The 19838-nt window shown below is 69.8% G+C and carries 18 protein-coding genes and 1 pseudogene; 6 read left to right on the top strand and 13 right to left on the bottom strand.

Annotated features, from left to right (window positions below; genetic code table 11):
- Window positions 1-10: 10 nt before the first annotated feature.
- The 4 genes from pqqE to ACYUED_RS39395 are packed head-to-tail and all read right to left on the bottom strand — an operon-like array spanning window position 11 to window position 1902.
- A complete protein-coding gene (gene pqqE / locus ACYUED_RS39410; RefSeq protein WP_491289207.1) occupies window positions 11-1087 on the bottom strand; it encodes a pyrroloquinoline quinone biosynthesis protein PqqE in 1077 nt (358 codons plus the stop codon).
- Window positions 1084-1338 (bottom strand): pyrroloquinoline quinone biosynthesis peptide chaperone PqqD, encoded by a 255-nt coding sequence (gene pqqD, locus ACYUED_RS39405; protein WP_491289206.1) that lies wholly within the window; start codon window positions 1336-1338, stop codon window positions 1084-1086. The genes pqqE and pqqD overlap by 4 nt, the downstream gene beginning before the upstream one ends.
- Window positions 1335-1730 (bottom strand): thiaminase II/PqqC family protein, encoded by a 396-nt coding sequence (locus tag ACYUED_RS39400; protein WP_491289205.1) that lies wholly within the window; start codon window positions 1728-1730, stop codon window positions 1335-1337. The genes pqqD and ACYUED_RS39400 overlap by 4 nt, the downstream gene beginning before the upstream one ends.
- Before the next feature lie 22 nt (window positions 1731-1752).
- A complete protein-coding gene (locus ACYUED_RS39395) occupies window positions 1753-1902 on the bottom strand; it encodes a pyrroloquinoline quinone precursor peptide PqqA (protein WP_491289204.1) in 150 nt (49 codons plus the stop codon).
- 333 nt (window positions 1903-2235) lie between these two features.
- Here ACYUED_RS39395 and ACYUED_RS39390 point away from each other — a divergent pair, with 333 nt between their 5' ends.
- Window positions 2236-3072 (top strand): aldo/keto reductase, encoded by an 837-nt coding sequence (locus ACYUED_RS39390; protein ID WP_491289203.1) that lies wholly within the window; start codon window positions 2236-2238, stop codon window positions 3070-3072.
- 156 nt (window positions 3073-3228) lie between these two features.
- Here the strand turns inward: ACYUED_RS39390 and ACYUED_RS39385 are convergent, their stop codons facing one another.
- Window positions 3229-3840, bottom strand: a complete 612-nt coding sequence (locus tag ACYUED_RS39385; protein WP_491289202.1) for a hypothetical protein — start codon at window positions 3838-3840, stop codon at window positions 3229-3231.
- Between the two features lie 192 nt (window positions 3841-4032).
- Between ACYUED_RS39385 and ACYUED_RS39380 the strand changes: the two genes are divergently transcribed.
- Window positions 4033-4728, top strand: coding sequence for a glycoside hydrolase family 75 protein (locus ACYUED_RS39380; RefSeq protein WP_491289201.1), 696 nt, complete (start codon window positions 4033-4035; stop codon window positions 4726-4728).
- A gap of 50 nt (window positions 4729-4778) precedes the next feature.
- Here the strand turns inward: ACYUED_RS39380 and ACYUED_RS39375 are convergent, their stop codons facing one another.
- The 3 genes from ACYUED_RS39375 to ACYUED_RS39365 form a co-directional block, all read right to left on the bottom strand.
- A complete protein-coding gene (locus ACYUED_RS39375; protein ID WP_491294635.1) occupies window positions 4779-5489 on the bottom strand; it encodes an SDR family oxidoreductase in 711 nt (236 codons plus the stop codon).
- A 1651-nt stretch (window positions 5490-7140) separates the two neighbouring features.
- Entirely contained in the window at window positions 7141-7719 is a 579-nt protein-coding gene (locus ACYUED_RS39370) for an IS607 family transposase (protein ID WP_491289200.1), read from the bottom strand.
- A 183-nt stretch (window positions 7720-7902) separates the two neighbouring features.
- On the bottom strand, window positions 7903-8787 hold the full coding sequence (locus ACYUED_RS39365) for a class I SAM-dependent methyltransferase (protein WP_491289199.1): 885 nt from the start codon (window positions 8785-8787) through the stop codon (window positions 7903-7905).
- Between the two features lie 163 nt (window positions 8788-8950).
- Between ACYUED_RS39365 and ACYUED_RS39360 the strand changes: the two are divergent.
- A pseudogene (locus tag ACYUED_RS39360) lies at window positions 8951-9720 on the top strand (phytanoyl-CoA dioxygenase family protein).
- Window positions 9721-9750: 30 nt separating this feature from the next.
- On the opposite strand, the gene ACYUED_RS39355 reads toward ACYUED_RS39360, so the two are convergent.
- Both ACYUED_RS39355 and ACYUED_RS39350 read right to left on the bottom strand, forming a co-directional pair.
- Entirely contained in the window at window positions 9751-11469 is a 1719-nt protein-coding gene (locus ACYUED_RS39355) for a glycoside hydrolase family 6 protein (RefSeq protein ID WP_491289198.1), read from the bottom strand.
- A gap of 60 nt (window positions 11470-11529) precedes the next feature.
- Window positions 11530-12999, bottom strand: a complete 1470-nt coding sequence (locus tag ACYUED_RS39350) for a cellulose binding domain-containing protein (RefSeq protein WP_491289197.1) — start codon at window positions 12997-12999, stop codon at window positions 11530-11532.
- Between the two features lie 291 nt (window positions 13000-13290).
- Here ACYUED_RS39350 and ACYUED_RS39345 point away from each other — a divergent pair, with 291 nt between their 5' ends.
- Together ACYUED_RS39345 and ACYUED_RS39340 are read left to right on the top strand one after the other, a co-directional pair.
- Window positions 13291-16209 carry a glycoside hydrolase family 48 protein gene (locus tag ACYUED_RS39345; protein WP_491289196.1) on the top strand — a complete coding sequence of 973 codons (2919 nt, stop codon included), beginning with the start codon at window positions 13291-13293 and terminating at the stop codon, window positions 16207-16209.
- A gap of 339 nt (window positions 16210-16548) precedes the next feature.
- A complete protein-coding gene (locus ACYUED_RS39340; protein ID WP_491289195.1) occupies window positions 16549-16821 on the top strand; it encodes a hypothetical protein in 273 nt (90 codons plus the stop codon).
- Window positions 16822-17075: 254 nt separating this feature from the next.
- On the opposite strand, the gene ACYUED_RS39335 is transcribed toward ACYUED_RS39340, so the two are convergent.
- The 3 genes from ACYUED_RS39335 to ACYUED_RS39325 all read right to left on the bottom strand — a co-directional run bounded on the left by ACYUED_RS39335 (window position 17076) and on the right by ACYUED_RS39325 (window position 18556).
- Window positions 17076-17312 (bottom strand): WYL domain-containing protein, encoded by a 237-nt coding sequence (locus ACYUED_RS39335; protein WP_491289194.1) that lies wholly within the window; start codon window positions 17310-17312, stop codon window positions 17076-17078.
- Between the two features lie 183 nt (window positions 17313-17495).
- The gene (locus tag ACYUED_RS39330; protein ID WP_491289193.1) at window positions 17496-18245 is read right to left on the bottom strand and encodes a class I SAM-dependent methyltransferase; all 750 of its coding nucleotides are present in this window, start codon (window positions 18243-18245) and stop codon (window positions 17496-17498) included.
- Window positions 18246-18250: 5 nt separating this feature from the next.
- Window positions 18251-18556, bottom strand: coding sequence for a 4a-hydroxytetrahydrobiopterin dehydratase (locus ACYUED_RS39325; protein ID WP_491289192.1), 306 nt, complete (start codon window positions 18554-18556; stop codon window positions 18251-18253).
- Between the two features lie 178 nt (window positions 18557-18734).
- On the opposite strand from ACYUED_RS39325, the gene ACYUED_RS39320 reads away from it, so the two are divergent.
- Window positions 18735-19565, top strand: coding sequence for a helix-turn-helix domain-containing protein (locus ACYUED_RS39320; RefSeq protein ID WP_491289191.1), 831 nt, complete (start codon window positions 18735-18737; stop codon window positions 19563-19565).
- The last annotated feature ends 273 nt before the right edge of the window (window positions 19566-19838 follow it).

The raw sequence follows: 19838 nt of genomic DNA, 5'->3' as shown, positions 1-19838 counted from the left end.
GAGAAGGACGTCAAGTTCCTCCCTTTCGGTAGGCGTACGCGATGCCGCCGCGCGGCCCCTGCACGAGTTCGCGTACGAGGTGGTGGTCGGGGGCGTGCCGGCAGGCGGGGTCGGTGCGGGTCGCGTCGCCGGTGAGCGCGTGGGCCTGGCAGCGGCAGCCGCCGTGGTCGGTGGAGCGGAGCGCGCAGCCGCGGCAGGGGGCCCGCATCCAGGACTCGCCGCGGTATGCGTTGAAGGTCTTCGACTCCCGCCAGATCCAGGCGAGTTGGCGGTCGCGCACGTTCGGCGGGTCGAGGTCCGGCAGCGCTGCGGCGGCCGGGCAGGGCAGGACCGTGCCGTCCGGGGTGACGGTGAGCGAGAGCGCGCCCCAGCCGCCCATGCAGGGTTTCGCCGTGGCGTCCACCCAGTCGGGAGCGACCCACACCAACTCGACCGATCCGTCCAGGAGTTCACGTCGGCGGGCGACCGACGCCCGGGCCTGCTCGACCTGTTCGCGGGTCGGCAGCAAGGCGGCTCGGTTGCGCAGGGCCCAGCCGTGGAACTGCGTGTGCGCGAGTTCGAGACGGTCGGCGCCCCACTGCACACCGAGGGCGATCAGGTCGTCCAGGGCGTCGAGGTTGGCGCGGTGCAGCACGATGTTGAGGCCGAAGGGGAGTCCGGAGGCGCGGATCAGCCGGGCGGAGCGCTCCTTGGCGGCGAACGAGCGGGCTCCCGCGATGCGTTCGGAGACCCGCGGATCGGCGTGTTGCACCGAGAGCTGGACGCTGCGCAGGCCCTCCTCGGCGAGTTCCGACATGCGCCGCTCGCTCAGACCCACCCCGCTGGTGACCAGCTGGGTGTAGAGGCCGGCGCGGTCCGCGGCCGCGACGATGGCGGGCAGGTCACGTCTGAGCAGGGGTTCGCCGCCGGACAGGTGCGTCTGCACGACGCCGAGGTCGGCGGCCTGCCGGAACACGTCGGACCATTGCCCAGCGTCCAACTCTTTTGACCGACTGACCAGTTCGACGGGGTTGGAGCAGTATCCGCAGCGCAGTGGACAGCCGTGCGTGAGTTCGGCGAGCAGCGCCCAGGGGGCCTCCACGGTCATGTCAGCCAGCCCTCCTTTCTCAACGCGGTGAGGAAGCCGGGGACTTCGCCCGCGACGGGCGCGCCGGGGTACCGCTCACCTAGTTCGGTGACGATGTCGTCCACCGCGCGTGTCCCGTCGCAGAGGCGGACGACAGGGCCGGCGCTGCCCCGCAGCACGACCACACGCTCGGGGAGCAGCAGCAGATCGGTGCCCCGCACGCGGTCGTGGCGCAGGACGACGCCGCGGGAGAGCACCGGGCGCCACCTCATGGCCCGCTCCCGTCCACCGCGTCGGGCCCGTCCGCCCTGTCCACCGCGTCCACCGCGTCCAGCAGCGACCACAGCACGTCGCACTTGAACTCCAGTGCAGCCAGGGCGCGTTGTTGCTGCTCGTGGGTGCGGGCGAGGTCCAGGACCATGGCGAGGGCCTCGGCTCCGTCGCGGCCGCCCTGCCCGATGCGCGTGCGGAAGTAGGCGAGGCCGTCGGGGTCGATCCAGGGGTAGTGGCGCTCGAAGGCGGCGATCAGTTCACCGCGGTGCATCCGCAGGTTGAAGGGGTGGCGGTGGTGGTAGCGCTCCGCGGCGACGGCGCGCAGCCGCTCGGGGAACTCGGCGGTCCCCCGTGCGGTGGCGCCGTCGGCAAGCACGGGTGTGGCGGTCATCGCGCGGTCGCCGTACGGCCGGTCAGTGGTCGCCGAGTGCGTAGGCGGTCACCTCTAGCGCGGTCTCCACGACCGCGTAACCGGGGCTTCGCCAGACCTTTTCATCCGATGTCTCCGGCAGTTCCTGGGTGGACTGGTCCGTCCGGAGGGCGTGAAGAAGCGTCTCGTTCATGCGGCTGTACCTGCTTCCCTGAGGGGTGGGGGGTCTCAGATGCGTCTCAGATGCCCAGACAGGCGCGAGGTGTTCACATGCATGCACCGAGTTCATGAACTCGTTCGGTGGCGCGATCCAGAGTTGCGGGAGAAAGGGGCGGCGGTCAATGGTCCGGACCGAAGACGTCGGATGCATTTCCGGCCAACCTCGACCGCGGGGCACTGACTCACGGGTCAGTTCCGGTGGAATCCCAGTGGATCCTCCGCGGATTCTCCCGTCAGGAATGCATCACGGCCCGTGATCGTTGACGATGGGAGTGCCACCTGACGACAACCGTAAGGATCAAAGCTCGTGAGCAGCAAGGTCCCCCCGATCATCCTCAACAACGGCGTCGAGATGCCCCAGCTGGGCTTCGGCGTCTGGCAGGTGCCGGACGACGAGGCGGAGCGGGCGGTCGCCACCGCGCTGGAGTCCGGGTACCGCAGCATCGACACAGCGGCGATCTACGGCAATGAAGAGGGCACCGGCAAGGCGATCGCCGGCTCCGGTGTCCCCCGCGAGGACATCTTCGTCACCACCAAGCTCTGGAACTCCGACCAGGGGTACGACTCCACGCTGCGCGCGTTCGACACGTCGCTGGAGAAGCTCGGCCTCGAGTACGTCGACCTGTACCTGATCCACTGGCCGACCCCGCAGCGGGACAAGTACGTCGACACGTACAAGGCGTTCGAGAAGCTGCACGCCGACGGCCGTATCCGCGCGATCGGTGTCTCCAACTTCGAGCCGGACCACCTGCGGCGGCTCATCGACGAGACGTCGGTCATCCCGGCCGTCGACCAGATCGAGCTGCACCCGCACCTGCAGCAGCACGCGGCCCGCGAGTACCACGCGGAACAGGGCATCGCCACCGAGGCCTGGTCACCGCTCGGCCAGGGCAAGGGGCTCCTGGAGGTCCCGGCCGTGGTCGCCGTCGCCCAGAAGCACGGCCGCACCCCGGCCCAGGTCGTGCTGCGCTGGCACCTCCAGCTCGGCAACGTCGTGATCCCCAAGTCCGTGACGCCGTCCCGGATCAAGGAGAACATCGAGATCTTCGACTTCAGCCTGGACACCGAGGATCTGGCGGCGATCACCGCACTGAACGAGGACCGGCGCCTGGGCTCCGACCCGACCACCTTCAACATGGGCTGACACCGCCCCGGCCCCGCACAGGCGTCCGCCCCGCCACGCGACTCCCGCGCGGCGGGGCGGACGTGTCTCACCGTCCGGCCGGATGCGTTCCGCCGTCAGGCCGCACGCGGGTCGCAGTCACGCCGGACGGTGGGTCGCAGTCACGCCCGGCACGCGTCAGTCACTCCGCACGTCCGTGAAGACGACCTCGAACTCCTCCAGCGAGGTCACGGTCACATGCGCCTTGGCCGCGCCCTCGTGCCGGGCCGCCGCGTGGGCCCCGCGGGACGCGGTGAGGGAGTGGCGGTCCGTGAACAGGGCGCCCACCAGGCCGCGTCCACGCTCCCGGTCGACCAGCAGGGACGTCCTGGCCAGGCCGGCCAGTGTCTCCAGCCTGGGGGCCACCGACGCGCGGAAGGTCTCGGCGAGCAGGTCCGCGTCCATGGGGTCGAACTCCAGCCTGGTGAGCCGCAGTCCGCCGCCGGCCGCGGGCTGCCGGACCTGATGGAAGACCACCGCCTCGAAGTTGTCGACGGCGGTCGTGGCCGCGAACGGCTCCAGCAGCGACGCCCGCCGCTCACGCATGACCTCATCGCTGTTGCGCCGGGTGTCCTCGGACTCCCACCAGCTCACCGCCAGCAGTTTGCCCAGCTCACGGTCCACGAAGATGCCCGACCCGCGGTATCCCGGACGCTCCTCCAGGAGGTCCCGCCCCTGCGAGTTCAACGCCCTGAGGGCCGTGTCGACCTTCGAGGGATCTCCGGTCGCGTACACGGTGCGAACGAACATGACACCTCACCTCCCAGAAGTGGCCACCTATCTGGAATGTTCGATATGGCCAGTCTTCTCCTCCGGGCAAATCACTGCAATCAGGGTGGGTTACAGAAGTCTGGACCAGAGGGGTTGACGAGAGCATGCAAAGGGGGCCACCTTGTACGGGACCCGAGTAAGGAAACTTTCCTAACAGAAGGGTCCCCCACAGTGCGCATACGAACACTGACCCTCGCCGCGGCCTCCGGGGCCGCCCTGCTCGCCGCCGGAGTGCTCCCCGCCAGCGCCTCCGGAACGGCAGGACCCGCGTCCACCCAGGAAGGCTCGGTCAGCGCGGCCGACCTGCTCGCCAAGGTGACGTCGTGTCAGCAGATCTCGAACGGCAAGTACAGGACGGACGACGAGACGTCGGCCGGCATCCCCGTGTGCGGGAAGAACGGCGCGGTGTTCTGGAAGGCCGACATGGACATCGACTGCGACGGTCAGCGCACCTCGAAGTGCAACGAGGACACCGACCCCTGGTACCAGGACGACACGGCGTTCCACCAGTCCAACGGCAAGCCGCTCAAGGCCGATTCACTGCCGTACGTGGTCGTGCCGAGCTCCAGCAGCATCTGGAACTACTCCGGGGCCGGCATCAAGGGCGGCGGCGTGGTCGCGGTGATCTACAACAACAAGGTGGAGTACGCCGTGGTCGGCGACACCGGACCGACGAAGATCATCGGCGAGGCGTCCTACGCCACCGCCCAGGCTCTCGGTATCGACTCCAACCCCGAGACCGGCGGCGCCGACTCCGGCGTGACCTACATCGTGTTCAAGAACTCGCAGGTGTCCCCCATCGAGAGCCACAGCGCGGCGGTCACGCTGGGCGACAAGCTGGCCAAGCAGTTCCTGCGGAACAACTAGAAACCGCCCGGGGTGGGCGTCGGGCGGCCCGACCGGCCTTTGCGGCGGGGTCAGTTGGGCTGCCCGATCGGCCGTACGACGACGGTGTTGACGTCGACGCCCTCCGGCTGCCGGATGGCCCAGACGATCGACTCGGCAAGCTGGTCGGCCGTCAGCAGATGGCCGGGCGGCAGGCTGCCCATGCCGTCCCAGAACGGGGTCTCGACCCGGCCCGGCGCGATCAGCGTGACGCCGATGCCGAACTCCGTGGCCTGACGGCGGGTGTTCTCGGCGAGACCGGTCACCGCCCACTTGGTCGCCCCGTAGATGTTGCCCGGCCCGTTCACGAAACCGGCGACACTGCCGACCAGGACGATCCGGCCCCGGGTCTCCTTGAGGGCGTCGACACAGGCGCGGACGAGGAGGGCCGGGCCGAGGACGTTGGTCAGCACCATCTCGGTCCACCCGGCCGGGTCACCGTCGGCGAGGGTGTCGTGAGTCGCGAAGCCGGCGTTGGCGACGGCCGTGTCCAGTCGGCCGAATGCCTTGAGCGTGCTGTCGAGGGCCGCCTGCACATCCGCGTACTCGGACGCGTTGCCGACGATCGTCAACAGCCCTTCGGGGCTGCCGAGTTCCTCGGCGAACGCGTCAAGCCGCTCCTTCCGGCGCCCGGTGACGGCCACTCGGTGCCCGGCGCCGAGCAGCTGCCGCGCGGCGGCGGCGCCGATGCCGGTGGCCCCGCCGGTGATCAGCGCGACGGGAGATTCGGTGCTAGTGAACATGACTACCGTTCCTAAACAGTGTCCGGGAGTGACATTTGCTGCCAGCTCCTGGAACTGCGCATCCCGAACGGTGTTGGATGCGCTGGTCTCCCGCGTTCGCTGTGTCCCCGTCCGGCTGCGTGCATCGTGTGCACGCTCCGTGACGGGTGGGCGGGTTCCCTCATGCCCTCGTGCGCCTGGTCCGGCCTGGGCGGTCCGATGCCCCACAGCATCGCTCTGGTGCTGCGGGGGCGGTGCCGTCCGTCGCCGGATCGGGTGCCCGAGGGCGCGCCTGCCGATCGCGATGCCGGCGGCATCGTGACGGGACAGCTTTCGTTTCTTCGAGGTGAGGGGCTTCTTCCAGTGCTGACCGCCCCACATCGACGTGTACGCCGGGTCCACGGCAACGATCGACAGGCCGTGTTCGGACGCCATGGACACGAGCCGGGCCTTGAGCTTGCCGGTGGGGATGCCGGAGATGAGCTGCCGGAAGCGCTTACGTCTGCCGTGCTTCTCGCGGGTCTTCTCGGCGGCGAAGTCCAGGTTCTCCAGACCGATGGCTTTGACGCCGCACCGGTGGGCCCAGTGCAGCAGCCGGCTGATGGCGTGCCGGACCTGGGCGTCGCGGTGGTCGGCGGTGCCGGACAGGTCGTAGAAGAACCGCCTGGGGTCGCCGACCGGGTTGCCGTGCCCATCGAGCCGGTAGGCGGCGAAGTGGTCGGCGTTGGTGTCCACGCCGACCATGCCCTCGGAGCGCGCCGTCTGAAGCGGGACCGTCCGGACAACGGGCCGTGTCCACGACGCTGTCAGGTACCAGCGGCCCCGCTGCACGTCCAGGTGGATACGGTAGGCCACGGCCCGGTTGTCTTCGATCCGGTCGCGCCACTCGGTTCCCCGGTGCTGGAACTGCACGCGGGTGGCGAGGACGTACCGGCCGTGCTTGCTGTTGGCCAAGTGGGCGAGCGGGGCGGGCAGCTTGATGCTGACCTCGCCGTCCGGCGTGACGCGGACGGTCTCGTTGCCGAAGCGTTTGCCGGATTCGCCGTCGGCGGCGAGGAACCACCGTTCGGCTTCCCACCGCTCACGCCACTGCTCGGCGGCGAGCTGGGCGGCTTCGAGGTGGTGACGGTTGTTGATCAGGCGCCGGCCGCCGCGCACGACGTGCACGACACCGGCCTCACGCTCCACGCGGGCGACATCGAGGCGGTGTTCCAGGGTCGCCAGACGGCGGGACTTGTGGCACCACTCGCCCCGACTGCGGTATCCGCCGGGTGCCCGCTTGGTGCCTTTCTCCCCGATCGGCTGCGCCAGTCGGTGCATCAGCGTCCGCACACCGGCCTCAAGCCCTTGGATGTGGGCGAGCTGACAGCGGCGGGACAGCGCCCACTGATCGTGAGTGGCCTTCGTGATCGAACCGGCCCACCGGGACGAGGAGTCGGCCGTCAGGCCCTGCTTGCGGGCGGCCCACGTGTCGCTGTCGTGGTCCAGGCCGTCGGCGCAGCGGTTCTTGAGGTCCAGCGAGGCGAGGCGTCCGAGGTGTTCACCGACCAGCCGCAACACCTTGTCGTCCACGTCGGTGAGGTGCTTGAGGCGGTCGCGTATCGCCACCCCGGACGGCCCGGGCGCGACGAACGGTGCGTCGATGGTGCGGAGCTTCTTCTTCTTCTTCGGCTCACTCATCGCCGGCCGCCGCTTCGAGAGCCTTCCTCGCCCGGTTCTTCGCCGACCGACGGCCGTACAGGCGGGCGCAGAACGACGTCAGTACCTCCACCATGTCCCGGACCAGGTCGTCTTCGACTTCGCCGTCATCGAGGACGACCAGTCGGCGGCCGGTCGCGGACAGGGCGGCCTCGATCAGCTCCACGTTCATCCGCCCGAGGCGGTCCTTGTGCTCGACCACGACCGTGGTCACCGCCGGATCGGCCGGCAGCCGCTTCACCTTCGCGCGGCAGCCGTTCATACCCGAGGCGATCTCGGACTCGATCCGCACAACCTTCTGTCCCGCCTCCGCCGCCCATGCCGACAGGCGAGCGGTCTGCCGCTCCAGGTCCGGCTTCCGATCGTGCGAGGAAACGCGGGCATACAGACCTACACCACCGGTCACCGAGGGTGAGGTGTTCGCTTCGATGTTCACCAGGATCGTGCGCGGCCCCACCCGGCGCGCGGGCACCGGCAAGGCGCCCTCATGAAACCAGCGATATGCCGTATGCGGGTTCACCCCCCGCGCCCGCGCCCACTCCGTCAGGTTCATATGCTGATAACGCCACCACTCCCTCATGGTTACGCACACTCAACAACCTTCCGCGGCCAGCAGTTGGCCACCCCCGGTGTCTCGTCCTCGTGTCTCGACCCGGTGTCCCGGACCGACGGTGGGAGTAGATCAGTTGGAGCCTTCTCGAAGTCAAGAGCCGCAGGTGCCGCGATACGGCACGGCTCACATCGCGTGCGCCGCCGTATGCACCGTGTGCGCCGCCAGCACGAACACGTCCGGCCGGTGGTGGACGCTCGCCTTGTCGTCCGGGTCGAGGAGGCGGTCGAGGGTGGTGCGGTCCTCGGGGTCGAGGTGGTCGCCGAAGCCCTCGCGGAGGCGGGAGAGGGACGCGGCGACATAGGCACGCGCACGGTCCTTGGCCGGCGCGGGCAGGTCGAGCAGGAAGGTGCGGGTGCCGGTGGGCCTGAGGCCCGCGGCCGTCATCAGGGCCGGCCAGTCCTCGGCCTCGGCGACCGTGCCGGGCAGGTTCGCCCGCATCTGCGCGAACCACTCCTCCTCCAGCACGTCGAGGCGGGCCTGCAGGCCCGGGCGGCCGATTCCGATGTCACGGGGCAGGAAGCGCGCGGGCAGACCGCCCTCCATGATTGCCAGCGTGCCGCCGGGTGCCAGCCGCGCGGCGAAGGCGGCGAGGGCGGCCCGCTGGTCGCCGAGGTGGTGCAGACTGCGGCTGGCCCACAGCAGATCCGCCGGGTATGCCAACTCGTCCAGGGCGCCCGGCAGTTCACCGGCGAGCGTGCCGAAGCGGTCCCCGACGCCGAGCCGGTCGGCTCGCGCGCGGGCCCGCTCCAGGAGCGGCTCGGAGCTGTCGACCGCGACGACCCGCGCACCCGGGAACGCCTCGGCGAGCAGACAGGCGACGACACCGGGCCCGCTGCCGGCATCGACGATCAGCCCCGGTTCGGTCTGCTTGTCGGTCAGCCAGGCCATGGCCCGTTCGTACAGGGACGTCATGAGCTCGGCCTGCGACTCCAGCAGTGGGGCCATCTCGGCCCAGTCGATGTCGGTGTGGTCGTGCTCGCCGTGTCCGTGGTGGTGTGCGTGCGCCATGGTGGTCAGCCTCTCGTCCGCGTCCGGCCCAGCGTGCGCCGACGCACCGGGGCGCGGCCAGTGCCATTGCCGAGGCAGCAAAAAAGCGCGGCGAGAAACGCGGGGATGGAGCACGCCGGAAAATGAGGTGCGTGGTCCGAGGACGGTCGCCGACGATGGCCCGATGGATGACAGGCTGGTGGAGAACTTCCTCGAGGACGGGTTCGTGAAGATCGAGGGAGCGTTTCCGCCGCGGGTCGCCGAGGACTGTGCGCGGCTGCTGTGGCGGGAGACGGGATACGACCGCGAGGACCCCCGCACCTGGAAGGACCCGGTAGTGCGGGTGGCCGGGATGGCGCAGGGCCCGTTCGCGGCCGCGTCAACTCCCCTGTCCTGCATGAGGCGTTCGACCTGCTGGTGGGCGAGCGCCGCTGGGCGCCGCGCTACTCGCTCGGCACCTTCCCGCTCCGGTTCCCGCACGAGGAGGAACCCGCCGACACGGGCTGGCACATCGAGGGGAGCTACCTCCCCGAAGGCGCCACCCTGTGGCATACCAACCTGCGGTCCAGGGAGCGCGCCCTGCTCATGCTGTTCCTCTTCAGCGAGGTCACCGAGGCCGACGCCCCGACTCGCGTCCGGGTCGGCTCACACCTCGACGTGCCCTCGGTACTGGAGCCGTACGGCGACGAGGGCGCGTCGTTCCTGGAGCTCGGCCCGAAGGTCGACGCGGCCTCGGCCGACCGTCCTCTCGCCTACGCCACCGGTCGCCCGGGCGACGTCTACCTCTGCCACCCGTTCCTGGTGCACGCCGCCCAGCCGCATCACGGCACGCGTCCCCGCTTCATGGCACAGCCGCCGCTGTACCCCGCGGTTCCCTGTGACCTTCAGCGCCCGGACGGCGACTACTCACCGGTGGAGTTCGCCATCCGCCGGGGCCTGGCCCAGGAGGGCTGACCCCGGCGGACGCAGCGCAACCGCCGGAGCCTAGAGCGGCGGATACGCGTTCGTCATCAGCTGCTGGAACTGCGCCGAGAACCAGTGCCCGGCGAGTGGAGCGTTCGGCAGCGCACCCGACATGCTGTTCCCGTTGCGGGCGTTGCCCGTGTACGTCGGGTCGCACATGCGGTCGAAGCCCTTGCCCTCGTCGTTCGGGATGGCCGAGCTGGCGCCGTCGGACTCACCCGGAGGCTTCATCCACACATACGCGTCGATTCCGGCGGCCGGGTTCGCCTGCGGACGCTCGCCGAGGCCGGCGCCGGACTGGTTGCACCAGTTGCCGACATGGATGCGGCGGTCGTAGCGGCCGCCCTCGACGTAGGTGTCCACGCTGGTCTTGGCACCCGGTCCGGCGGGCCGGGCGGTGCCGCCCCAGCCGTTGCGGGAGGTGTCGATCAGCATGCCGATGCCGGGGTTGAAACCGGCGGAGACCGCCTGGTTGCGGAAGGCCTGGGCGTACGACAGCTCGTCGACGTACCGGTTCCAGTCGACCCACTTGGACTGGCGCACGGACGTGCCGTTGACCGAGTCGCCGATGGTGAAGTTGTTCTCCTTCAGGGCGCTGAAGTTCGCCGTGTTGGTGATGAAGCCCTGCACGTCGTCGACGGTCGCTCCCTCACTGGTGGCCGCCTGGTGGAGCAGCGCGGCGGAGGGGCCGAGGTTGTCGTCCCAGCCGAGCCAGCCGTGGTGGCCGGCGTCGATGTAGTTGTAGACGTTGGGGATCGCGCCGAGCTTGGCGAGGGCGTAGCCGACGCCCTTCTGATAGTTGCCGTTGGCGAGCATCGTGTCGCACTGCGGGGTGGCGGTGGCGCGGCTGCCGGTGTTGGTGACCAGGTTGGGCACCGAGTCGATCTCGACGGTGGTGACGATCCGCAGCGAGCTGTACTTGCTGTCGGCCAGGATCGCCGCGATCGGGTCGATGAACTGCGTCTTGTACTTGTCGATCTCCGTCGGGCCGAGCTCGCCGTTGGAGGCGAGGGCCGAGCAGTCACGTCCGGGCAGGTCGTAGACGACCAGCTGGACGACCTCCTCGCCGCTGCCCTTCTGGGCGAGGGCCGCGTCGAGGTGGTCGCGCAGCCCCATGCCGCCGTTGACGCCGCCGATGGCGGCGATGCGGTCGAGCCATACGCCGGTGGGCTGGTTGGAGACACGGGAGCCGCCCGGCTCGGCGGCGGCGTGCGCGGACCATTCGGGGTTCACGTACACCTTGGCGCCGGAGTACGGGTTGTCGACCTTGGTGCCCGGTCCCGTCGGGTCGGTCGGATCAGTCGGGTCCGTAGGACCGGTGGAGTCGACGTTGCAGGTCACACCGTCGAGCTTGAAGGTGGCCGGGATCGCGTTGGAGCCGCTGTAGGTGCCCTGGAACCCGAAGCTGACCGAACCTCCGGTCGCCAGGGCCGCGTTGTAGGTCTCGTTGGCCGCGGTGACGTCGGCACCGCTCTGGCTGACCTTCGCGCTCCAGCCGCTGGTGACCTTCTGGTTTCCGGCGTACGACCACTTCACCGACCAGCTGCTCTTGGCGGCACTGTTGTTGGTGACCGTCACGGCGGCGGTGAAGCCGGTGTCCCACTGGTTCTGCACCTTGTAGTCGACGGTGCAGGGGACGGCGGCCACGCCGACGTCTGTGGAGACGACGGCCGTCGCGGTTCCGGCGGCCGAGGCGACCAGCGCCAGGGAGGCGAGTAATGCTGTTCTGGTACGACTCATGAGTGCGGGTTCCTGCCTTCTTGTAGGGGCTTGTCGAGGCTTTCGGGTCTGGTCGGGGGACTATCCGTTCAGGGCGCGCAGGTGGTCGCGCAGCCCGATGCCGTACGACGTGGGAGTGCCGTCGTAGTCGGAGATGAGTGAGGGGCCGGAGGAGCAGTCCCAGGTGTTCCAGGTCCAGCCGAGGTAGGACAGGCTCCGGTCGTCGAACCACTTCATGACCCGGTCGACGAAGGAGTGCGCGCAGGTGTTCTCGCCGATCTCCCCTGCCACCAGCGGCACTTGGGCCGCCACCGGAGCCAGGGTGGAGTTCCAGCAGCTCTCACTCGCGCAGGTGTTGAAGTTGTAGACGTGGAAGGCGGCGACGAGATTGCCCGTCGGGTCGGCGGGCTTGTACGTGAGCCATTGGCCGAGGTCGTTCGAGTACGCCAGACCGCCGGCCAGGATGACGTTCCGGGCGCCCGTGCCTCGCACGGCGTCGACGAGATCCTGCATTCCGGCGACCTCGTACCCGATGCCGGGGCAGGTGCCGCCGTCGCGCCAGCACTGCCACGCCTGGGTGGTCGTGGAGGTGGCACGGTCCGGGTAGGGCTCGTTGAACAGGTCGAAGGCCACCGCGGGGTCGTTCTTGAAGGTGCCGGCCACCGAGGACCAGAAGGACGGGGCGTACTGCATGTCGGGCATCGGCTTCTGGCAGGTGGCGTGCACGTCGGGGCAGCCCGCCGAGTTGCCGGTGTACTGGCCGTGGGTCCAGTGCAGTTCGACGATCGGCGTCATGCCGTGCGCCTCGACGCGGGCCACCAGGTCCTTGACCGCGTTGACGTAGTCGGTGCCGCCGTACTGCGGCTGGATGTTGGAAAGTCCCAGCCAGCACTCCTCGTTGAGCGGGATGCGGACGGCGTTCGCCTTCCAGTCGGCGATCGCCCGGATCGCGGCGTCGTCGACCGGCCCGTCGAAGATGCCACGGCCCTGCACGCACATGAACTCGCCGCCGGAGCGGTTGACGCCGAGCAGCCGTCGGGTCGCGCCCGCGGCGTCCACGAGCTTGTTCCCCGAGACGTGCAGGGCGGGTGCCGCCGCGTCACCCGAACCCGGAGGCTCGGTCGGCGTCGGCTCCGAATCGACGTTGCACGTTGTCCCGTTGAGCGTGAACGACGTCGGTAGGGTGTTGCTCCCCGACCGGGAGGCGAGGAACCCGGCGCTGACGCTCGCGCCGGTTGCCAGCGCGCCGTTGTAGCTCTCGTTGGTCGCAGTGACCGTCGTGCCGGACTGGGACCACTTGGCGTTCCAGCCCTGGCTGACCTTCTGGCCGTCCGCGAGGTCGAAACCGAGGCTCCAACTGCTCACGGCCGCCCTGTTGTTGGTGATGGTCACGGCACCCTGGAAGCCGGTGTCCCACTGGCCGGTGACGGAGTACTCCACCGAGCAGGAGGGCGTGGCTCCCTGTGCCGAGACGACCGGTGCGACCGCCGTGCCCACCAGGGCCACGGCCGCGGCAACGGCTAAAAGACATGAACGCGGGGGGTGTCGCATGAGCGACTCCTTGCAGTTCGGGCGCGCCGTGACGGACGCGTCGACTGATGGAATCGCTCCCACTGGTGTCAACGAAGCTAGCGCCAAGTGACGGCAAAGGACAGGGGAGTTACAGACATTCGCCGACTTCCCCTCAACTCACTTGCGTCGAAGCACGTCGAATCTTTTCGACTCTTCAACCGTCTTGACCGCCCCCACCCCCTTCCCCACTATGGGAGCGCTCCCACTGGTTCAAGGCTTGTCGCTCCTTCCTTCCCCCACTGTTTTCCGAGCCGCAAGGAGGACCAGCACATGCACTCCAGACGGAGACGCCGCGCCACGCGGCGGTTGTGGACCGCTGCCATGGCAGCTCTCGCTCTTCCGCTCACGATGCTCGGCACCGGCACGACTCCCGCCCAGGCGGCAGCAGTTCAGTGCAGCGTCGACTACAAGACGAACGACTGGGGATCCGGCTTCACGGCGGATCTGACCATCACCAACCGCGGCAGCGACGCCATCGACGGCTGGACCCTCACCTACGCGTATGGGGGCAACCAGAAGCTCACCAGCGGCTGGAGCGGCACCTGGTCCCAGTCCGGCCAGTCGATCAGCGTGAAGGACGCCGGGTACAACGCTAAGATCGCCGCGGGCGCCGCCGTCTCCACCGGTGCGCAGTTCACCTACAGCGGCACCAACACCTCCCCCACGTCCTTCGCGGTCAACGGCACCGCCTGCGCCGGCGCACACCAGCCGCCGATGGCCGTCCTGACCAGCCCCGCCGCGGGCGCCGTCTACACACAGGGCGACGCGGTCCCGCTGGCGGCCACCGCCGCCGCGGCCGACAGCGCGACGATCAGCAAGGTCGAGTTCTACGACGACACGACCCTGCTGGGCACGGACACCGGCTCGCCCTTCACACTCTCGGCCTCTGGTTTGACCGTGGGCAGTCATTCGCTGGTGGCGAAGGCGTACGACAGCCTGGGTGCGTCCGCGGAGTCGACACCCGTCGGCATCACCGTCGCCTCGGGTCCCGCCGTGGTGGCCTCGCCGACCCAACTGGGCGTCCAGCAGGGCAAGTCGGGCACGTATGACGTCAAACTGTCGACGCAGCCCGCGTCGAACGTGACCGTCACGACAGCCCGCGCGAGCGGCGGCTCGGGCCTGTCGGTCACCGCCGGCGCCTCGCTCACCTTCACGCCCTCCAACTGGAGCACCGCGCAGAAGGTGACCATCACCGCCGACGCCTCCGGCACCGGTTCGGCGACCTTCGAGTCGACGGCGACGGGCCACGCCAAGGCCTCGGTCACGGTGACGGAGCTGGCTGCCACCAAGGCGTACGACGCCCGCTTCCTGGACATGTACGGCAAGATCACCAACCCGGCGAACGGCTACTTCTCGCCCGAGGGCATCCCCTACCACTCGGTCGAGACGCTGATCGTCGAGGCCCCTGACCAGGGCCACGAGACCACGTCGGAGGCCTACAGCTACCTTCTGTGGCTGCAGGCGATGTACGGCAAGGTCACCGGTGACTGGTCCAAGTTCAACGGCGCCTGGGCTCTCATGGAGAAGTACATGATCCCGACCCACGCCGACCAGCCCACCACCTCCTTCTACAACGCCTCGAAGCCGGCGACGTACGCGCCCGAGCTGGACACCCCGAACGAGTATCCGGCGAAGCTGGACCAGTCGGTCTCGGTCGGTTCGGATCCCATCGCGGGTGAGCTGAAGTCCGCGTACGGCACCGACGACGTCTACGGCATGCACTGGCTGCAGGACGTCGACAACGTCTACGGCTACGGCAACACCCCCGGCGGAACCTGCGAGGGCGGACCGACGAAGACCGGGCCGTCGTACATCAACACCTTCCAGCGCGGTCCGCAGGAGTCGGTGTGGGAGACGGTGCCGCAGCCGACCTGCGACGCCTTCAAGTACGGCGGGACGAACGGGTACCTGGACCTGTTCACCGGCGACTCCTCCTACGCCAAGCAGTGGAAGTACACGGACGCCCCGGACGCCGACGCGCGTGCGGTGCAGGCCGCGTACTGGGCCGACGTGTGGGCGAAGGGGCAGGGCAAGGGCAGCGACGTCTCCGCGACCGTCGGCAAGGCCGCGAAGATGGGCGACTATCTGCGCTACGCCATGTACGACAAGTACTTCAAGAAGATCGGCAACTGCGTGGGGCCGTCGACGTGTGCGGCGGGCACCGGCAAGGACGCCTCGGCCTATCTGCTGTCCTGGTACTACGCCTGGGGCGGCGCGACCGACACCAACGGGGGCTGGTCCTGGCGCATCGGCTCCAGCCACGTCCACGGCGGCTACCAGAACCCGCTGGCCGCGTACGCGCTCAGCTCGTACGCCGACCTGAAGCCCAAGTCCTCGACGGGGGCCGCCGATTGGGGCACCTCGCTCACCCGGCAGCTGGAGTTCTACCGCTGGCTGCAGTCGGACGAGGGCGCCATCGCCGGCGGCGCGACCAACAGCTGGGCCGGGCGTTACGCGACCCCGCCGGCCGGTACGCCGACCTTCTACGGCATGTACTACGACCAGCAGCCCGTCTACCACGACCCGCCGTCCAACCAGTGGTTCGGCTTCCAGGCGTGGTCGATGGAGCGGGTCGCCGAGTACTACCAGCAGACGGGCAACGCGAAGGCCAAGGCGGTCCTCGACAAGTGGGTCGACTGGGCGCTGTCCAAGACCACGATCCATCCGGACGGCACCTACCAGATCCCGGCGACGCTTCAGTGGTCGGGCCGGCCCGACACCTGGAACGCGTCAAGTCCCGGTGCCAACAGCGGACTTCACGTCACCGTCGCCGACTACACCAATGACGTCGGTGTGGCGGCCGCGTTCGCCAAGACCCTGACGTACTACGCCGCCAAGTCCGGTGACACGGAGGCGAAGACGACGGCGAAGGCGCTGCTGGACGGCATGTGGAACAACTACCAGGACGGACTCGGCATCGCCGCGCCGGAGACCCGCGCCGACTACAACCGCTTCAACGACACGGTGTACGTGCCGAACGGCTGGAGCGGCAAGATGCCGAACGGGGACGCGATCAACTCCTCGTCGACGTTCGCCTCACTGCGGTCCTTCTACAAGAACGACCCTGCCTGGTCGAAGATCGAGGCGTATCTTGCGGGCGGGGCCGCGCCGTCGTTCACGTATCACCGGTTCTGGGCCCAGGCGGACATCGCCATGGCCATGGGCTCGTACGCGGAGCTTCTCGAATAGCCCCCGCCGAGCGCTCCGCGGGTTGGGCCGTTACGTGACCGCAGGTCCGTCACGGCTCCGCGGAAGCGCTTGAAGGCTCCGCGTCCGCGGTCCCGCCACCCGACGGCGGGACCCACCGGCCGGGCGACCCCTGCCCGCTCTGGGGGTCGCCCGGCATTCGCACGTTCACGCACGGAAGGAGGATCGGCTTCGAACGGGCGGCGGCGGGTGGCCTACGGCTTCACGGGGAGCAGCACCTGACCAGGCCGCGGTCACTGTGAGCGATGTTCGAGTTGCGGAGTGCAGCCGACCGCGTGAGCCTGATCAAGGAAGATTTCCCATACCTGCGAAAGGTCAGTTATGTCGCAGCGCACACGCACGTCGACCAGCGCCCGCGTCGCGGCCGTCCTCGCCGCTCCCGTACTCGCTCTGACCCTGATGGCGCCGAGCGCCTCTGCGGCTCCGACGACCGACACCCCGAGCACGTGTGCCGGAACGACCCACGTGTCCCTCCTGGGTCACGAGGCCTGTCTCACTCCGTCGGACGACGACAGCTCCTCGGGGGGCGACCTGCTGGGCGGCCTCCTGGGCATCGTGACCGGTCTCCTGGGCGGCCTGCTGGGCGGCCTCTGACCGACCGGCGAGGTGGTCGCCCGCAGCCTGCGGGCGACCACCTTTCTGTCACGGCGTGCGGACCGTCGGCGGATCGAGGCACCAGGCGTCGCCGCAATCAGTCGTAGCGACCGGCCCCACGTCACCACGCTCATCCAAGCCCTTCGTGAACAGGCGGAGGAGCAGCATCAAGGGCATTGATCCCGCCCCCGGCAGCCCCGGCCGAACGCCGGCCGTACCGGTGTTCCATAGGAGGACGGACGGCCTGCGCACTCTCAGCCGCCGCCGGTTTCCGGCAAGCTGCCGTATCTTCCGGCCAGTTCGGCCACCGTACGGGCGATGCGCGCACGCAGCTCGGGCGGCTGGAGCACCTCGATGTCCGCGCCCAGACGCAGGAACTCGCCATGAGCGTGCTCGACGGACTCGATGGGGACCCGGGCGAGGGTCCAGCCGTCGTCGTCCGTACGGCTGTCCACCGCCCTCGCCGGCCTCACGCCCGGCGCCACCCGCACCAGCGCCTCGCCGCGGTACAGCCGGTCGTGGAAGTCGCGCTGGTACGCCGCCCAGTACGCGGCCAGGTCGAAGTCGTCCGGGCGGGTGAACTCCTCGCCGGCCGGGGCGAGTCGGAGGATCTGGTCGACGCGGAACGTGCGCGGTCCCGGGCCCGCGACGACGTACCAGCGGCCGGCCGACGTTCAGCCGGCCTGCGGCTTCCTGAAGGCACGCAGGGTGAACTCCGGGTCGGCGCGCGGCCGGTCCTGGTCGGGCAGCGCCTGGATCCGCGCCACGAAGCGCTCGGTGACCGGGTCGCCCGGCGGCAGCACCGTGAACCAGCCGCGCCGCAGGTCCGCGGCGGTGAGCCGGGGGCTGCGGCCCTGGCCGTGGCCCGGGAAGCGGGCCTGCCCGGCCGGGTGCAGGCGGTGCGCGGCGGCGTACGTCTGCACGAGCGGTCCGGCGTCCCGGGCGGGGCGGCGCGGGCGCGGTGCGAGGACGGCGTCGATGTCGCTGCCGACGTCGTGTGCGGCGGCCTTGTCGACGGTGGTGACGTACACACCGCCGGGCCGCAGTACGCGGGCGCACTCGGCGACCGCGGCCCGCACGTCCTCGGGTTCGTCGAGCAGATGCAGCAGCCACACGGTGGTGACCGCGTCGAACGTCGAATCCGGGAACGGCAGCCGGCGGCCGTCGGCCAGCAGGACCGAGCCCGGCAGGCGAACGGCCGCCATCCGTGCCATGCCGTAGGTCACGTCGGCGCCCGTCACCCGGGTCGCGGGCCGCGCGGCCGCGAGACGCCTGGTGACGATCCCGGTGCCGCAGGCGAGGTCGAGGAGCCGGCCCGCGTCGGCGGGGACCAGGCGCAGCACGGCGTCCGCGGCGGCCGCGGCCCTGGGCTCGCCGCCGCGCGTGACGTCGTACGCGTCGGCTTCCTTGTCGTAGTCGAGCACGCGGGTCAGTGTGCCCCGTGGCCCTGTGCCAGATCCTCGACCCTGCGTGCCAGCCCGAAGTCGAGCTCGGTGACCTTGCCTCCCGCACTGTGCGTGTTCACGGACAGGGACACGGTGTTGTAGCCGAGGGTGAGGTCGCTGTGATGGCCGAGCTCCTCCTGGATCTGGGCGATGTGCACGACCATCGCCGTCGCTGCGAAGTGCGTGCCGAGCCGGTAGGAACGGGTGATGCGGTCCCCGTCGAGGGACCAGCCCGGCAGCTCGGCGAGCCGGTCCTCGATCTCCTTCTGCGACAGCGGTTCGACGGCCATGACATCGCTCCTTCCTGGGGGTATGTCCTCAGCCTGCCACAGCCGTGCCACGACGGCCCTGGTCAGTAAGGGGGTGCCCGATGACGGGGCCGCGGACACACACGGCACCGAGATCGCCGGCGGGCGGGGAGAGGCGAGCGGGGGGACCCGCGCCCGCTCCTCGGCTACGGTCGTACGTATGACCACTGTCGCGACCGGACACCCGGCATCCGCAGCCAGCTCCGACGGCAAAGGGGTCGGCCCCCTGCTGCGGGCCTGGCGGGAGCGGCGGCGGGTCAGCCAGCTGGAGCTGGCACTGCGTGCCGACTCCTCCGCGCGGCACATCAGCTTCATCGAGACGGGGCGTTCCCGGCCGAGCGAGGAGATGGTGCTCAGGCTGGCCGAGCACCTGGACGTCCCGGTGCGCGAGCGCAACTCCCTGCTCCTGGCGGCCGGTTACGCCCCGCACTATCCGGAGACCCCGCTGGACTCGCCCGCGTTGGACGCCCTCCGCCAGGGCATGGAACGCCTCATCCAGGGCTACGAGCCCTACCCCGCGCTGGTGGTCGACGCGGTGTACAACGTCGTCGCGGCCAACCGGGGCATCATGATGCTGCTGGAGGGTGTCCCGGAGTCCCTGCTCGAACCGCCGTTGAACGCCATGCGGCTGACGCTGCACCCCGAGGGCCTGGCGCCCCGTATCCGCAACCTGCGTGAGTGGCGCGGCCACCTGCTCGCGCAGATGGAGCGGCAGATCGCGCTGCACCGGTCGGCGCCGTTGCGTGCGCTGTACGAGGAGGTGGCGGCCTACCCGGTGCGGGAGGCGGAGCCCGGGCACGAACCGGCGGATCCGGTCCCCTGCTTCGCCCTGCCGATGCAGGTCGAGCACGAGGGCCGGACGCTGTCCTTCATCTCCTCCATCTCCACCTTCAACACGCCCATGGACGTGACGGTCGCCGAGCTGGCCATCGAGACGTTCCTCCCGGCCGACCCGGCGACGGTCAAGTACCTTCAGTCACTGCTCCCCTGACGTGCCCTCCCGAGCCGGCACCGACAGACCGACGGGCCGCGGTGTGCGGGTCGCGGACATGGCGCATCATCCTCCGTCCAAGCGGGATCGTGGCAGCTTGGACCCGGGTTCCGGACCGGAGTGCGCCGCCCCGGAACCCGGTGCCACCACCATCCCGCCCGGCGCCGCGACGGTCGATTACCCGAGAGGTAATCCGTAGGGGCGATACGGCACCGGCCGGCCCCGCCGGCGCCCACGTGGCGAGCGCCTCACCCGCGATCCCGTGAGACCGGC

Source organism: Streptomyces sp. DF42, assembly GCF_058267695.1.
The sequence above is the reverse complement of the archived record's forward strand: the minus strand, read 5'-3'. Positions and strand labels throughout refer to the sequence as shown.

Bases quoted from the DNA above. Each gene is read 5' to 3' on its own strand.
- ACYUED_RS39345 (WP_491289196.1), top strand. From the start codon at position 13,291: ATGCACTCCAGACGGAGACGCCGCGCCACGCGGCGGTTGTGGACCGCT.
- ACYUED_RS39400 (WP_491289205.1), bottom strand. From the start codon at position 1,730: ATGACCGCCACACCCGTGCTTGCCGACGGCGCCACCGCACGGGGGACC.
- pqqD (WP_491289206.1), bottom strand. From the start codon at position 1,338: ATGAGGTGGCGCCCGGTGCTCTCCCGCGGCGTCGTCCTGCGCCACGAC.
- ACYUED_RS39350 (WP_491289197.1), bottom strand. From the start codon at position 12,999: ATGCGACACCCCCCGCGTTCATGTCTTTTAGCCGTTGCCGCGGCCGTG.
- ACYUED_RS39320 (WP_491289191.1), top strand. From the start codon at position 18,735: ATGACCACTGTCGCGACCGGACACCCGGCATCCGCAGCCAGCTCCGAC.
- pqqE (WP_491289207.1), bottom strand. From the start codon at position 1,087: ATGACCGTGGAGGCCCCCTGGGCGCTGCTCGCCGAACTCACGCACGGC.
- ACYUED_RS39325 (WP_491289192.1), bottom strand. From the start codon at position 18,556: ATGGCCGTCGAACCGCTGTCGCAGAAGGAGATCGAGGACCGGCTCGCC.
- ACYUED_RS39385 (WP_491289202.1), bottom strand. From the start codon at position 3,840: ATGTTCGTTCGCACCGTGTACGCGACCGGAGATCCCTCGAAGGTCGAC.
- ACYUED_RS39365 (WP_491289199.1), bottom strand. From the start codon at position 8,787: ATGGCGCACGCACACCACCACGGACACGGCGAGCACGACCACACCGAC.
- ACYUED_RS39355 (WP_491289198.1), bottom strand. From the start codon at position 11,469: ATGAGTCGTACCAGAACAGCATTACTCGCCTCCCTGGCGCTGGTCGCC.
- ACYUED_RS39375 (WP_491294635.1), bottom strand. From the start codon at position 5,489: ATGTTCACTAGCACCGAATCTCCCGTCGCGCTGATCACCGGCGGGGCC.
- ACYUED_RS39395 (WP_491289204.1), bottom strand. From the start codon at position 1,902: ATGAACGAGACGCTTCTTCACGCCCTCCGGACGGACCAGTCCACCCAG.
- ACYUED_RS39370 (WP_491289200.1), bottom strand. From the start codon at position 7,719: ATGAACCTGACGGAGTGGGCGCGGGCGCGGGGGGTGAACCCGCATACG.
- ACYUED_RS39340 (WP_491289195.1), top strand. From the start codon at position 16,549: ATGTCGCAGCGCACACGCACGTCGACCAGCGCCCGCGTCGCGGCCGTC.